Source organism: Sphaerotilus mobilis, assembly GCF_004216565.1.
Taxonomy (GTDB): Bacteria; Pseudomonadota; Gammaproteobacteria; order Burkholderiales; family Burkholderiaceae_C; genus Sphaerotilus; species Sphaerotilus mobilis.
Genome location: NZ_SGWV01000009.1, coordinates 90,113 through 103,660 on the forward strand (window position 1 = coordinate 90,113; position 13,548 = coordinate 103,660).

General features: G+C 67.4%; 15 protein-coding genes. 4 read left to right on the top strand and 11 right to left on the bottom strand.

Annotation, left to right across the window (positions count from 1 at the left end; translation table 11 throughout):
• Window positions 1-43: 43 nt before the first annotated feature.
• Both EV685_RS09645 and EV685_RS09650 read right to left on the bottom strand, forming a co-directional pair.
• Window positions 44-478 carry a ribulose bisphosphate carboxylase small subunit gene (locus tag EV685_RS09645; RefSeq protein ID WP_130481816.1) on the bottom strand — a complete coding sequence of 145 codons (435 nt, stop codon included), beginning with the start codon at window positions 476-478 and terminating at the stop codon, window positions 44-46.
• A 103-nt stretch (window positions 479-581) separates the two neighbouring features.
• Window positions 582-2,051, bottom strand: coding sequence for a form I ribulose bisphosphate carboxylase large subunit (locus EV685_RS09650; protein ID WP_130481817.1), 1,470 nt, complete (start codon window positions 2,049-2,051; stop codon window positions 582-584).
• A 139-nt stretch (window positions 2,052-2,190) separates the two neighbouring features.
• Between EV685_RS09650 and EV685_RS09655 the strand changes: the two genes are divergently transcribed.
• On the top strand, window positions 2,191-3,144 hold the full coding sequence (locus EV685_RS09655; protein ID WP_130481818.1) for a LysR family transcriptional regulator: 954 nt from the start codon (window positions 2,191-2,193) through the stop codon (window positions 3,142-3,144).
• Window positions 3,145-3,158: 14 nt separating this feature from the next.
• Here the strand turns inward: EV685_RS09655 and EV685_RS09660 are convergent, their stop codons facing one another.
• Genes EV685_RS09660 through EV685_RS09670 form a run of 3 tightly spaced genes read right to left on the bottom strand, consistent with a single transcriptional unit; the run spans window position 3,159 to window position 5,612 of the window.
• Window positions 3,159-4,010 (bottom strand): formylglycine-generating enzyme family protein, encoded by an 852-nt coding sequence (locus EV685_RS09660; RefSeq protein ID WP_130481819.1) that lies wholly within the window; start codon window positions 4,008-4,010, stop codon window positions 3,159-3,161.
• A 1-nt stretch (window position 4,011) separates the two neighbouring features.
• Window positions 4,012-4,527: a TlpA disulfide reductase family protein gene (locus tag EV685_RS09665; RefSeq protein ID WP_130481820.1), complete on the bottom strand. Its 516-nt coding sequence runs from the start codon at window positions 4,525-4,527 to the stop codon at window positions 4,012-4,014.
• A 50-nt stretch (window positions 4,528-4,577) separates the two neighbouring features.
• On the bottom strand, window positions 4,578-5,612 hold the full coding sequence (locus tag EV685_RS09670) for an MBL fold metallo-hydrolase (RefSeq protein WP_130481821.1): 1,035 nt from the start codon (window positions 5,610-5,612) through the stop codon (window positions 4,578-4,580).
• A gap of 149 nt (window positions 5,613-5,761) precedes the next feature.
• Here EV685_RS09670 and EV685_RS09675 point away from each other — a divergent pair, with 149 nt between their 5' ends.
• The 3 genes from EV685_RS09675 (at window position 5,762) to EV685_RS09685 (ending at window position 8,640) form a co-directional block, all read left to right on the top strand.
• Window positions 5,762-6,106 carry a c-type cytochrome gene (locus tag EV685_RS09675; RefSeq protein WP_130481822.1) on the top strand — a complete coding sequence of 115 codons (345 nt, stop codon included), beginning with the start codon at window positions 5,762-5,764 and terminating at the stop codon, window positions 6,104-6,106.
• A gap of 20 nt (window positions 6,107-6,126) precedes the next feature.
• Window positions 6,127-7,452 carry an NAD(P)/FAD-dependent oxidoreductase gene (locus EV685_RS09680; RefSeq protein WP_242615520.1) on the top strand — a complete coding sequence of 442 codons (1,326 nt, stop codon included), beginning with the start codon at window positions 6,127-6,129 and terminating at the stop codon, window positions 7,450-7,452.
• Between the two features lie 66 nt (window positions 7,453-7,518).
• Entirely contained in the window at window positions 7,519-8,640 is a 1,122-nt protein-coding gene (locus tag EV685_RS09685; RefSeq protein ID WP_130481823.1) for a YeeE/YedE family protein, read from the top strand.
• 39 nt (window positions 8,641-8,679) lie between these two features.
• On the opposite strand, the gene EV685_RS09690 is transcribed toward EV685_RS09685, so the two are convergent.
• From EV685_RS09690 to soxY, 6 genes are all read right to left on the bottom strand, one after another.
• Window positions 8,680-9,108 (bottom strand): DsrE family protein, encoded by a 429-nt coding sequence (locus EV685_RS09690; protein ID WP_130481824.1) that lies wholly within the window; start codon window positions 9,106-9,108, stop codon window positions 8,680-8,682.
• 25 nt (window positions 9,109-9,133) lie between these two features.
• Window positions 9,134-10,864: a thiosulfohydrolase SoxB gene (gene soxB, locus EV685_RS09695; RefSeq protein ID WP_130481825.1), complete on the bottom strand. Its 1,731-nt coding sequence runs from the start codon at window positions 10,862-10,864 to the stop codon at window positions 9,134-9,136.
• Window positions 10,865-11,007: 143 nt separating this feature from the next.
• Window positions 11,008-11,673 carry a sulfur oxidation c-type cytochrome SoxX gene (gene soxX, locus EV685_RS09700; protein ID WP_130481826.1) on the bottom strand — a complete coding sequence of 222 codons (666 nt, stop codon included), beginning with the start codon at window positions 11,671-11,673 and terminating at the stop codon, window positions 11,008-11,010.
• Window positions 11,674-11,690: 17 nt separating this feature from the next.
• Window positions 11,691-12,512 carry a sulfur oxidation c-type cytochrome SoxA gene (soxA, locus tag EV685_RS09705; RefSeq protein ID WP_130481827.1) on the bottom strand — a complete coding sequence of 274 codons (822 nt, stop codon included), beginning with the start codon at window positions 12,510-12,512 and terminating at the stop codon, window positions 11,691-11,693.
• A 78-nt stretch (window positions 12,513-12,590) separates the two neighbouring features.
• Entirely contained in the window at window positions 12,591-12,902 is a 312-nt protein-coding gene (gene soxZ, locus EV685_RS09710; protein WP_130481828.1) for a thiosulfate oxidation carrier complex protein SoxZ, read from the bottom strand.
• A gap of 66 nt (window positions 12,903-12,968) precedes the next feature.
• Window positions 12,969-13,427 carry a thiosulfate oxidation carrier protein SoxY gene (gene soxY / locus EV685_RS09715; protein WP_130481829.1) on the bottom strand — a complete coding sequence of 153 codons (459 nt, stop codon included), beginning with the start codon at window positions 13,425-13,427 and terminating at the stop codon, window positions 12,969-12,971.
• Window positions 13,428-13,548: the final 121 nt, after the last annotated feature.

Genomic DNA, 13,548 nt, shown 5'->3' on the forward strand with positions numbered 1-13,548 from the left:
CGGCAACTCCGGGCAGAGGCCTCACGGCCTCCACCGCTGGGCATCAATAGCGCTGGGTCTCGGGACGGTCGGTCGCGTAGCTGTGCACCGTGTAGCGCATCGAGCGGCCGTTGATCTCCTGGCGCACCAGGCCGAAGCCGGGCTCGCTCGGCGGCCGGTTGACGATGAAGCTCATCGTGATGGTCTCGACGCCACGGGTCGAATCGAAGGCCATCAGGCGGATGTAGTGCTTCGGGAAGGTGGCCCGGCACTGCTGCAGTTCGAGCAGCACGCCGGCGGCGTCCTGCAGGTCGAACATCGGCATGCCGAACATCTCCCAGTAGGTGTTGCGCGGGTGCGGGTCGTCGGTGTACTCGACGCTCCAGGCATAGCCCTTGTCCAGTCCGTACTGGATCTGCATCGCGATCTCGTCGTCGGTCAGATCGGGCAGGAAGCTGAACTGGCCTTGCGTGATGCGGCCGGTCGGGTTGGTCATCATGGCGGCAGGTCTCCAAGTCGGTTGAGCGAGGACGGCACGCGGTGATCCGGCTTGGCCGGTCCTGGCGTGAGCCCCCTCGGGGGGTGGCGCAGACGCGTGAGCGTCAAGCCTGGGGGCTCGGGGTCACCGCGTAGTCCGAGGTGTCCGTGCTGGCGTAGTTGAAGCTGATCTCGCCCCAGGTATCGAGCGCCTGCTTGAGCGGGGTGCAGAACTGGGCCGCCTTGCGCAGGATCTCCGGGCCTTCGACCTTGATGTCGCGGCCTTCGTTGCGGGCCTTGACCATGCACTCCAGTGCCACGCGGTTGGCCACGGCGCCGGCCTGGATGCCAGCCGGGTGGCCGATCGTGCCGCCCCCGAACTGCAGGATCACGTCGTCACCGAAGAGGTCGATCAGCTGGTGCATCTGGCCGGCGTGGATGCCGCCCGAGGCCACCGGCATGACCTTCTTCATGTCGCACCAGTCCTGGTCGAAGAACAGGCCGCGCGGCAGGTCCTGCTTGGTGTAGCTGTCGCGGCAGACGTTGTAGTAGCCCTGCACCGTCATCGGGTCGCCTTCGAGCTTGCCGACCGCCGTGCCGGTGTGCAGGTGGTCGACACCGGCCAGGCGCAGCCACTTGGCCATGACGCGGAAGGACACGCCGTGGTTCTTCTGCCGGGTGTAGGTGCCATGACCGGCCCGGTGCATGTGCACGATCATGTCGTTCTTGCGGGCCCAGTTGCCGATCGACTGGATGGCGCTCCAGCCGATGATCAGGTCGACCATGATCACGACCGAACCCAACTCCTTGGCGAACTCGGCGCGCTCGTAGATGTCTTCCATCGTCGCGCCGGTGACGTTCAGGTAGCTGCCCTTGACCTCGCCGGTCGCCGCACTCGCCTTGTTGACGCCGTCCATCACGTAGAGGAAGCGGTCACGCCAGTGCATGAAGGGCTGCGAGTTGATGTTCTCGTCGTCCTTCATGAAGTCCAGGCCACCCTTGAGGCCTTCGTAGATGACGCGGCCGTAGTTGCGGCCCGACAGGCCCAGCTTGGGCTTGGTCGTCGCGCCCAGCAAGGGGCGGCCGAACTTGTCCAGGCGCTCACGCTCGACCACCAGCCCGGTCGGCGGACCCTTGAAGGTCTTGATCAGCGCCACCGGCATGCGGATGTCTTCGAGCCGCGCGGCCTTCAGCGGCTTGAAGCTGAAGACGTTGCCGATCAGGCTGGCGGTGATGTTGGCGATCGAGCCCTCTTCGAACAGGATGATGTCGTAGGCCACCCAGGCGAAGTACTGGCCCGGGTTGTTGGGCACCGGCTCGACCTTGTAGGCCTTGGCGCGGTAGCTGTCGCAAGCGGTCAGGCGGTCGGTCCAGACCACGGTCCAGGTGGCGGTCGACGATTCGCCGGCCACCGCCGCAGCCGCCTCGATCGGGTCAACGCCGTCCTGCGGCGTGATGCGGAACAGACACAGGGTGTCGGTGTCCTTCGGGCAGTAGTCGGCGTCCCAGTAGCCCATCTGGCGGTACTTGAGGACGCCTGCGCTGTAGCGCTTCTTCGCGTCGGTGATGACGCCGGTGTCGACGGGGGTGTTCACGATGACGGTCTCCTGGTCTGTGGTGTCTGGCGCCCGGTCCTCGCTGCTGGACATCTGTTGGACAAGGCGTGACCGCAGGTTAGGGATGCACGACACTTCAGTAAATTCGCGTTTTGTTTCGGCTCGACTAAGGAAAAGTTTGCTCAACATCTCCATCCGCCAGCTGCGCGCCTTCCTCGCCGTGTCGCGGCTGGGAAGCTTTGCCCGCGCCGCCGAGGAATTGCATGTCACGCCCCCGGCCGTCACCCAGCAGATCCGGGAGATGGAAGGCGCGCTGGGCCTGCCGGTGTTCGATCGGCAGGGCCGCAAGGTCGTGCTGACGACGGCCGGCGAGTACTTCCTGGTCTATGCCCGCCGCCTGCTGGCGGTGCTCAAGGAGGCCGAAGACGCCATGGCCCGGCTGCGCCGACTCGAAGATGGCCTGCTGACGGTGGGCATGGTCAGCACCGCCAAGTACTTCGTGCCGCGCCTGCTGGCGGACTTCCGCCTGGAGCATCCCGGCGTCGACCTGCGCCTGCAGGTCACACCCACCCGCGACCAGCTGGTGACGCTGTTGGAAAACGGCGACTGCGACCTCGCCATCATGGGCCGGCCACCACGAGAACTGGCGACGCGGGCCGAGCCGTTTGCGGCCCATCCGCATGTCTTTGTCGCGCCGCCTGGCCACCCGATCCTGCGCGTGGGCCACCCGCCGGCGTCGGCGCTGGCCTCGCACGGGCTGATCTCGCGCGAAGGCGCTTCCGGCACGCGGGCGCTGATGAACCGCTATTTCGCCGAGCACCGGGTCGAGCCACGCATCGCCATGGAAATGCCCAGCAACGAGACCATCAAGCAGGCGGTGATCGCCGGCATGGGCCTGAGCTTCCTGTCGCTGCACACGCTGCACCTGGAGCTGCAGGCGGGCCTGCTGGAGCTGGTCGCGGCCGAAGGCACACCCATCATCCGGACCTGGAACGTGGTGCACCTGCAGAGCAAGGTGCTGTCACCGGCGGCCGAGGCCTTCCGCTATTTCATGATCGAACATGGCGAGAACCACCTCGCCGCCCACGACCGGCGCTGGCTGGAGGCGATGCAGCGCACCGGTCCGGCGTGACAGGAGGGCCGCGATCAGCGCCCGATCTCGCGCACCACGCGCAGCCCGGTGCCGTTCTCGTTGCCGGCCCACAGGCCGCTGCGGAAGGCCGAGCGCAGATCGCTGGCGCGGTCGTACCAGCTGCCGCCGCGCAGCACGCGGCGATCGCCCTGGCTGCAGTCCTTCAGCCAAGGCCGGCCATCGCGCGGGGCGCCGCGGTAGTCCTCATGCCAGCAGTCGGCCGTCCACTCCAGCACGTTGCCGTGCACCTCGTGCAGGCCCCAGGCATTGGCCGGCAGGCTGCCGACCGGCACGGTGCGCTGGCGGTCCACGCCGCGCACGCTGCCGTTGTACGTGAAGCCGCCGGCCATGTTGGCGATCGACGGATCGATGCGCTCACCCAGCCCGAACGGCGTGCTCGTGCCGGCGCGGGCGGCGTATTCCCACTCGGCCTCGCTGGGCAGGCGGTAGCGCTGGCCGGTGCTGCGGGAAAGCCAGTCGACATAGGCCTGCGCCATCTCGAAGGTGATGCGTATGGCCGGCCGTTCGCCACGTCCCCAGCCTTGATCGCGCGGCTGGGCCGGACAGCCGCCAGCCGCCACGCAGGCGTCCCATTGCGCGAAGGTGACCTCATGCTGGCCGATCGCGTAGGCACGCAGCGTGACCCGGCGGCGCGGCCCTTCGTCCGGGTGACGACCCGGTTCCGTCTCGGGCGAACCCATCATGAACGACCCGGCCGGCACGGTGATCAGCCAGGGGCAGCGCGGTTCCTCGCAGTCGCGCCACGGGGCCGTCGCGGCCAGAACCGGGACGGAGACCGGGAACAGCCACAGGCACAAGCCCAGACGGCGGGCGAGCGAGGACAGGTTCAGGCTCGGCAACGCCATCTCAGGTCCGTGTCCACTTGATCAGGCCCATCACGTCGTCCTCGGCCATCTCGCCGGGGATGACCTCGCGCAGCACGCCGCTGCGGTCGATCACGCAGGTCAGCGGGACGATGCGGCGCTCGCTCAGGGCCGCATGCAGCGGCGCGGCGTCCAGGGTGGCGTCCAGCGATGGCGCGAGCCGGCTCAGGTAGTCGCGCACCGGTTCGGCGCTGCGGTCATGGGCGGCCAGGATGACGCGCAACGGCGCCTCGGGGTGAGCCCGCACCAGACGCTCCAGGCGCGGGTTGTGGCGCTTGCAGTAGGCGCAGCCGGTGTCGAAGAAGACGACGACGGTGGCGATGCCCTGCAGCGTCCCGGCATCGACCCGGCGGCCATCGGTCAGGGTGACGCTCGGCCAGTTCACCCGCTCGCCGCGCGGCGTCGGGGCGGCGCGCAAGGCCGGTGACAGGCCACCCAGCAACAGGCCGGTGGTGACACCGACCAGGCGTCGGCGTTTGGGGTCGAGGACTGCGGGCATCGTTCGTCCGGATCAGGGCCAGCGGGCCGCCAACAAAGGGCTGTGCCGGCTCAGCGGGCCTCCTGCTCCATCAGCAGGTAGGTGTTGTAGGCGTTCATGCGGTTGACCGCGCCGAACAGCGGGAGTTTCTCAAAACGGGCCCAGTTCACGCGTGCATAGGCCTCGTCGAAGGGCTCCAGATTGGTCGCCGCCTCTGCCATCGCGTCGCGCAGGTAGCGCAGGTAGTCGCGGGTCGTGGCCAGGTCGCTGCGGGGGTCGTTCGAGACCGGGCCGTGCCCCGGCACCACCACCTTCGGATCGAAGGCCAGCATGCGGTCCAGCGCGACGATCCAGGCCTTGCTGTCGGCCAGTCCGACATAGGGCACACGCTGGCGGAACACCAGGTCGCCGCTGAACAGCACGCTGCGGGCGGGCACCGAGACGATCAGGTCCTCGGGCGTGTGGGCCGGACCTGCGTGCCGCACGACGAAGTCGGTGCCGCCGATGTGCAAGGTCACGTCCTCGTCGTGACCGCCCTCGCCCAGCCAGAGGTCGGGCGCTTCGATCCGGGTGTGCTCGTCGATCCAGGGGAACAGCTCCTCGCGGCTGGCCTCGAGCCGCCGCACCGCCGTCTCCGAGCCGATGTAGTCGCGCGCCCGGGCATGTGCCACCAGACGGGCGCCCGCGTCCCGGAACACCTGCAGGCCGTAGATGTGGTCAGCGTGGTAGTGCGTGACGATGACCGTGTGGATCGGCAGCGGCGTGATCTCGCGGATGCGCTCGATCAGCCGCTGGGCCAGCGCAGGCGAGCCCAGCGCATCGATCACGACCACGCCGGTGTCGGTCAGGACGATCCCGGCGTTGGAGATGAAGTTCTGGTTGGCCGCCGACCCCATGGCCGACTCGCCCTGGACGAACCAGACCCGGTCGGCCACTGGCTGCAGCGGCATGTCGGGCGCCCCTGCCGCAGCGGCCGGGGGCAGGCTCGCGCCCAGCAACCCGGCTGTCGTGGCGATGGCGGCGCCGGCCAATCGGACGAGCCGACTTGCGCGTCCAACGTGGCCACGCAAGGATTGCAGGAAGCTGACGCGATCAGGATGATTCATGCTGTGTTGCTCGCAGGGCAGGCCCAGGAAAACCACTAAATTCGTATGTAGTGATATTCGGAACACTACAGCCCTGCGGCGCCTGGGTCAATCACGGATCGACCTGGGGTTCCACCCGTCAGAATTCCGAGATGCACCCAGGAGAACCGATGCCTCGAACCCTTCCCCGAACCCTGGCCAGCGCCCTGACGGGCCTGTTGCTCGCCCTGACCACGCTGTCGGCCCAGGCACAGGCCGCTGGTCGTCCGGCGCCCGAAGCCCTCAAGCTGCGCGCCCTGGCCGCCACCTGCGCCCAATGCCACGGCACCGATGGCCGCGCGGTGGAAGGCGAGGCGACGATCCGCCTGGCTGGCCTTCCGGCCGACTACCTGCTGACGCAGTTGATGGCCTTCCGCAGCGGCCAGCGGCCCGCAACGATCATGCACCAGATCACCAAGGGCTATTCGCAGGAACAGCTGGAGTCGCTGGCCACCTACTTCGGAGGCCTGAAGTGAGCGCACGCCCGGAGAACCCCATGAACACGATGAACCTGACCGATCTGCCGCTGCCCCAGACCCAGGCGCAACGCCGACGCCTGCTGCAAGGCCTGCTGGCCGGCGGCGCGCTGGGCCTGTCAGGCTGCGCCTCGCTGGGTGGCAGCAATGCTGCGTCCAAGGCCCAGGTGGTCGTGATCGGCGGCGGCTACGGCGGCACCACGGTCGCCAAGTACATCCGGCTGCTGTCGGACCAGCGCATCTCGGTGACGCTGATCGAGCCGAACCGCCAGTTCGTTTCCTGCCCGATCTCCAACCTGGTGCTCAGCGGCCAACGCACCATGGCCGACATCACCAACCCGTACAGCGGCCTGACCGGCAAGCATGGCGTGCGCATCGTGCATGACATGGCCAGCGCGGTCGACCCGGTCAAGAAGACCGTCACGCTCGCCGGTGGTGGCTCGATCGGCTACGACAAGCTGGTCATGTCGCCCGGCATCGACTTCATGTGGGACCGTATCGCCGGCCTGCAGCAAGCCCACGCCGCCGGCCAGATCCTGCACGCCTGGAAGGCCGGCCCAGAGACGATGACGCTGCGCCAGCAGCTGGTGGACATGCGCGACGGCGGTGTCTACGCCATCGTCATCCCCGAGGCGCCCTACCGCTGCCCGCCCGGACCGTATGAACGCGCCAGCGTGATCGCGTCCTACTTCAAGAAGCACAAGCCGCGCTCGAAGGTGCTGATCCTGGATGCCAACCAGGACGTCACCTCCAAGGGCCCGCTGTTCAAGAAGGCCTGGAAGGAGCTGTACGGCGACCGCGTCGAGTACCGCGCGCAGCACACCGCCACGGCGGTCGACGGCGCCACGCGCACCGTCAAGTTCGACGTGCAGGACGACGTCAAGGCCGACGTGCTGAACGTGCTGCCGGTGATGCGCGCCGGCGCGCTGGCGGTGCAGACCGGCCTGGCCAACGCCAATGGCCGCTGGTGCAACACCCACTTCCTGAACTTCGAGTCGACGGCGGCCAAGGACATCCACGTCATCGGCGACGCGATCCAGGTCGCGCAGGGCATGCCCAAGTCCGGCCACATGGCCAACTCGCATGCCAAGGTGACGGCGGCGGCCATCGTGGCCGAGCTGCAGGGCTATGAGCCCAACCCGCACCCGATGCTGACGAACGTCTGCATGAGCTTCGTCGACGACACCCACGTCATCCACGTGGCCAGCGTGCATGAGTACCAGGCGCCCAAGAAGAGCTTCTTCACGATCGGCGGTTCGGGCGGCGTGTCCGATGCCCGCAACGAGCTGGAAGCCAGCTTCGCCAATGCTTGGGCCCGCAACATCTGGGCGGACATGCTGATGTGACCCAGGTCAAGGCAGCCCGGCCGGCCAGGGTGGACCATCTGAATATTCGTATTCACTGATCCAATCATGGCCATCGAGACGCTGCTGACCTGGTTGGGCGAGGAACACGCGATCGCGGCGTTGGGCGCCGTGATCGGCGTGCTGTTCGGCTTCTTCGCCCACCGCTCCCGCTTCTGCCTGCGTTCGGCGGTGATCGAGTTCGCACGTGGCACGCGCGAGGGCAAGCTGACCGTCTGGCTCTACACCTTCTCGACGGCGGTGCTGCTGACGCAGCTGTTCATCGTCGCGGGCTGGCTGGACGTGAGCGGCGCGCGCCAGCTGTCCGCGCGCGGCAGCTTGTCGGGCGCGGCGATCGGCGGGGCGATGTTCGGCGCCGGGATGATCCTGGCGCGCGGCTGTTCCAGTCGACTTCTGGTGCTGGCCGCACAGGGCAACCTGCGCGCGCTGCTGTCCGGGCTGGTCTTCGCGGTCAGCGCCCAGGCGGCCCTGACCGGTGTGCTGTCCCCGCTGCGTCAGACGCTTGCCGGCTGGTGGACCGTCGAGGGCGGCGCGGCCCGCGACATCCTCGCCATCAGCGGTCTCGGCCATGCCGGTGGCATCGCCTTTGGCGCGCTGTGGCTGGCGGCCGCCTTGATCTGGGGACACCGCCAGCGCGTCAGTTTCTGGGGCTGGTTCGGCGCGGTCGGCGTCGGCGTCATGGTGGCGCTGGCCTGGCTGGGCACCTGGGTGCTGTCGCGCGCCGTCTTCGACCTGATCGTGCCGGTGCAGAGCCTGTCCTTCACCGGGCCGGCCGCCGACACGCTGATGCTGGTGCTGTCGCCGCCCGGGCAGGTGCTGAAATTCGACCTCGGCCTGGTGCCGGGCGTGGCCATCGGCGCCTTTGTCTCGGCGCTGCTGTGGCGCGAGCTCAAGCTCGAAGGCTTCCAGGGTGGACAGGCCATGCGGCGCTACATCGCCGGTGCCTTCCTGATGGGCTTTGGCGGGATGCTGGCCGGCGGCTGTGCCGTCGGCGCTGGTGTGTCGGGCGCCTCGGTCTACACCTTGACGTCCTGGCTCACGCTGGTCGCCATGTGGGCCAGCGCGAGCCTGACCGACTGGCTGGTCGACCGGCGCGAGGAAACCGTCCCGGCGGCGCCGACCATCGTCGGCGCCGATCCGGAACTCAGCGCCAGCTACGCAAGGCCTTGAACCTCAGGGCCTGCTTCAAGGCCTGATTCCTGGCCTGCTTCAAGGCCGGATATAGGCATAGCCCTGCTTCTGCAGCTTGGCGAGCCGAACCACGCCCGAAGGCGTGAAGCCGGCTTCGGCGATGAACTGGTCGCGCTTGAGGCCACGGTTCTTCAGCGTGATCTCGCAGACCTCGAACTTGACGCCCCGCGCCACCAGTTGCTGAACCGCGATCTCGTAGGGATTGCCGTTGCGATCGGCCGCGTCCTGCATCAGGAAGTCCACGCCCTGGGCATGGGTGACGACGGTGATCTGCGCCGTCGGGTCCGTGTCCAGGTGGTTCTTGACGTTGCGCAGCCCGCCGAGCGCCTGCGTGGCCGCGTCCGCGATGTGATAGACGACCTGGTCCTGTGCCCAGGCGCCAGCGGCAGCCACGGCCAGGGTCAGGGCCAGCGCGCCACGGCGCAGTCCCTTCAGCGTGTGGTTCATGGTGGATTGCTCCGATCGATGTTGTTCAGGCCAGACCCGGGTTGCCGTCCACGCCGATCAGGCGCGGGGTGTTGATCTTGCGCGCCTTGACGTGGCCACCCTGGGCCTTGAGCCACGTCTCCACGACATCCCAGACCTGCTTGTTGCCGGCGCTGCGGGCCTCTTCGGCCACCGGCGCCCAACCGGCGACCTTGTAAGTCTTGCCGGCCTCGACGGGCTTGCCGTTCAGGCGCATGTCGCCGATGCGGCTGCCCATCTTCTCATTCGGGCTGCAGCTGTAGGCAAGCCCGCCCACGCGCACCATGTCGCCACCCTGCTGGTAGTAGGGGTCGGCGTTGAAGAGGTTGTCGCAGACGTCTTCCAGCACGGTCTTGATGGTCTCGCCGGTCATCGGCGTGACGGTGGCGTAGGAGTAGGTCGTCGCAACCTGGTCCATCAGCAGCTCGCGCGTGATCGCCTGGCCCGGCAGCAGCGAGGTGCCCCAGCGGAAGCCCGGCGAGAAGGCGATCTCGGCGCCTTGCACGTCCATCAGCGCGTCGCAGATCAGCTGGTCCCAGCTGCCGTTGAAGTTGCCTCGGCGGTAGAGCAGGCCGTCGGTCACCGCCAGCTTCTCGGCCAGCTTGGCCTCGTAGGGCGCGCGGATCTTCGTGATCAGCGCGGCCATCTCCGGATCGGCCTTGAGCTGGTTGGAGAACACCGGCAGCAGGCGGTAGCGGAAGTCGCTGACCTTGCCGTCCTTGACGTCGAAGTCCATCACGCCGAGGAACTTGCCGTTCGAGCCCGCATTGGTGACCAAGGTGGTGCCACCCGCGTTCTTGACCGGGATCGCCATGGGCACGCCGTCATGGGTGTGGCCGCCGAAGATCGCGTCGATGCCACGCACGCGGCTGGCCATCTTCAGGTCGACGTCCATGCCGTTGTGGCTGATCACGACGACGACCTGCGCGCCCTTGCCACGGGCCTCGTCGACCATGGCCTGCATGTTCTCGTCCTGGATGCCGAAGCTCCAGTCGGCCACCATGTAGCGCGGGTTGGCGATCGGCGTGTAGGGGAAGGCCTGGCCGATGATGGCGCAGGGCACGCCATTGATCGGGCGGATCACATAGGGCTTGAAGACCGGGTCGCCGAAGTCATTGGTCTTGACGTTCTGGGCCACGAAGTCGACCTTGCCCTCGAAGTCCTTGTCGATGATCTCCTTGACCCGATCCATGCCGTAGGTGAACTCCCAGTGGCCGGTCATCACGTCCACACCGAGGAGCTTGCAGGCATCGACCATGTCCTGGGCATTGGTCCACAACGAGGTCGCCGAGCCCTGCCAGGTGTCACCGCCATCGAGCAGCAAGGCACCCGGGCGCTGCGACTTCAGCTGCTTGACCAGCGTGCTCAGATGGGCGAAGCCGCCGACCTTGCCGTAGCGGCGTGCGGCACGTTCGAAGTCGAGGTAGGTGTAGCCATGTGCCAGTTGGGTGCCCGGGCGCACCCCCATGCGCTTGAGCAGATGCTCGCCGACCAGGTGCGGCGGCTGGCCCCGCATCGCGCCGATGCCGAGGTTGACGCTGGGCTCGCGGAAGTGGATGGGCAAGAGCTGCGCATGGCAGTCGGTCATGTGCAGGAAGCTGACATTGCCGAAGGGCTTGACGTCATAGAGGCCCTGCTGCGCCGTCGCCGCATCCGCATCGGCGTGCTGGCCCAGCGCCATGCCGGCGGCCGAGGCCGCGCCGAGCACCTGAAGAAATTCGCGCTTGGAGAGATTCATGAATCAGCAATCAATGATGTATTGAAAGGACAAACGCCCGCGTGAGAGTGGTCTCGGCGCGGGCGTCTGGGGTACGTTTGGGCGATGTCTGGGAGGGTGTCGGCTGGCCAGCCGCTAACGGCTTGGGCTCAGGTCGACTCAGCTCACTGGTTGACCGGCGACTTCGGGTCCAGCAGCAAGGCCATGATGTCCTTGAGCTGCTTCTCGTCGAGCAGGCCCTTGTGGCCGAAGCGCGGCATGTGCGAGCAGGCGTTGTAGGCCCGCGCATTCCACAGCTTGCCCCAGGTGTACTCGACGATGGGCTTGGACTCGGCACTGGCCGGATTGGCCACGCCACGCAGCTTGCCGTATTGGTAGAGGCTCGGCCCGATGGTGCCGTGCGAGATCTCTTCCTTGCTGATCTGGTGGCAGTTGTAGCAATTGCCGCCGTTGTCCTTGGCATCTGCCGTCGGATCGGTCCAGGTCATGCCACGACCGCTTTGCGCCAGCCTCTCGCCAGCCTTCCAGTCACCCAGGAACTGGCCGTCCGACGGTGCCTTGACGGTGGCCAGGTTGGCCGCCTCGATCGACTTGACGAGCGCCTCGGCCGGCGAACCGGTACCGGCCTGCGAGCAGGCTTCGTTGGCCGGATCCTGGTTCAGGCGATCCACCTTGGCGATGCCCTGATCGCGGAACGAGGCCTTCATCATCGCGGTGGCCTGGCGGTCCAGCTCGGCCGGGCTCGGGCCGGTCGCACAAGCGGCCAGACCGGCGACGCCGACCAGTGCCAGCGTGACGCCTGCGAGTTGCTTGATGCGGATGGTGTTCATGTCGCGTGCTCCTGCGTTCAGCGCTTGATCGACGGGGCGATCGAGACCGCGCCCTTGGCGTTGATGCCCATGTAGGACGACAGCGCGACGGTCACGTCCGAGCCGAAGCCCGGGTACGGGAAGCGCTGCTGGCGGAAGCAGTCGTTCAGGCGCAGCTGCATGCTCCACATCTGGCCATTGCTGACGCGGTAGGCCGGCCAGGCCGCGAAGCCGATGCCGTCACCCGGGTTCTTGGTCAGGTTGGGCAGGTCCTGCATGCGGATGCGCTGACCATCGACGCCATGGCAGCTGGCGCACGAGAAGTCGTGCGAACCACCGCGGAAGAAGAAGGCGCGCTTGCCCAGCTCGTACATGCGCTTTTCTTCCGGATGGCTGGCCGGCAGGTTGAACCGCTGTTCGCGCGACTCGGCCGCGATCCAGGTGGCCAGCGCGGTCACGTTGGCCATTTCGCCGCGACCGAAGGCGGTCTTGTTGATCTCGTCGGCGTTGAAGCCTTGCAGCATGGCCATGCAGGTGACCAGCCGGGTCTCCAGGTCCTGCACGCGACCGGTATCGGCGAAGAAGCGCGGCAGTTCGACAAACGCGCCCTTGACGACGCCCGGACCCTTGCCGAGGTCACACGCTTCGAGCGAGACGTTCTTCGGGCCGCGCTTCTGCTTCCAGAGGTCTTCGCCCTTGGCCTCGAAGAGCTCGGCGGGGTTGCCGTCCTCGAGCATCTTGCGGTACTCGGCGATGCCGTCTGCGGCCGACTTCTGGGCCAGGGCAGGCGTGGTGATCGCGGTGACAGCCAGGGCGAGCAAGCCCCAAACAGTCGCGCTGCGGCGGATCAGCTGATTCATCGTTGTGTCTCCTCGATGTCGAGATGGATCTGACGGGCGCCGCGGCCCGCCAGTCGGCACCCATGCAGGCGTCGCGTGTCAGGACACCGACACTTCGTCGGTGCGCTTGTCGCCCTTGTTGTCGACCCAGCTCACGGCGACCTTGTCGCCGGCCTTTGCGCCCTTGATGCTGAACTGCAGGAAGGGGTTCTTGGCCACGGCCGGGCCCCACTGCGCGGTCATGACGACCTTGCCGTTGAGGGCGGCGCTGACCTCCTGGATGAACCAGGCGGGGATGAGCTTGCCGGACGCGTCCTTGCGCTGACCGGTTTCCATCTCGTGGCTCATCAGGACTCGGACGGTGGCCTTGTCGCCAGCGGCTTGGGCGCGGATGCGCATCGGATCTGCCATTTGGATACTCCTGTGTTGCGGTGATGTTCGGGTGTCGTGGGGTGAGGTCGGGTCGGTCGGTGGCGCTCAGCCGCCGCAGCCGCCCAGCGTGACCTTCACTTCCTTGACCGCGTACAGCACCTTGCCGTCGCCCATCAGGGCAACCGCGAAGACGTTGGACGACTGGCCCATCTTCACGCGGGTGTTGACGTTGGCATCGATGGCATCGGTGATGTCGAACATCGCGCACAGCATCGACGGGTTCTTCTCGACCAGCAGCAGCAGGCGCTTGACGCCCGGCAGCGCGGTCGAGCAGCCCAGCGGCACGACCGCGCCGTTTTCGGCGATGTCGGGGGCCTGCAGCGTGACGTCCTTGCTCTCGGCCGGCGTGCCGGCGCCCAGCGCCTTCATCAGGTCGGCCATGTTCTTGGCATCGAATGCGGCGGTGGCATAGGCGGCCTGGGCGGCTTGCGGCAACAGCCCCAGGCTGCCGAGCATGGCGGCGACGGCGGCACTGCGGCCCAGCATCTCGCGACGGGTTTGCATCGTGGAAACTCCTTCAAGGAACATGAACTTGCCGTGCTGGATTCTGCGAGGGAAGGCACCGCACTGGCTGAGGGCCGACCCGGGGAACCCTCGATCGCCGTGGCGATCGGGGGTTCATGCG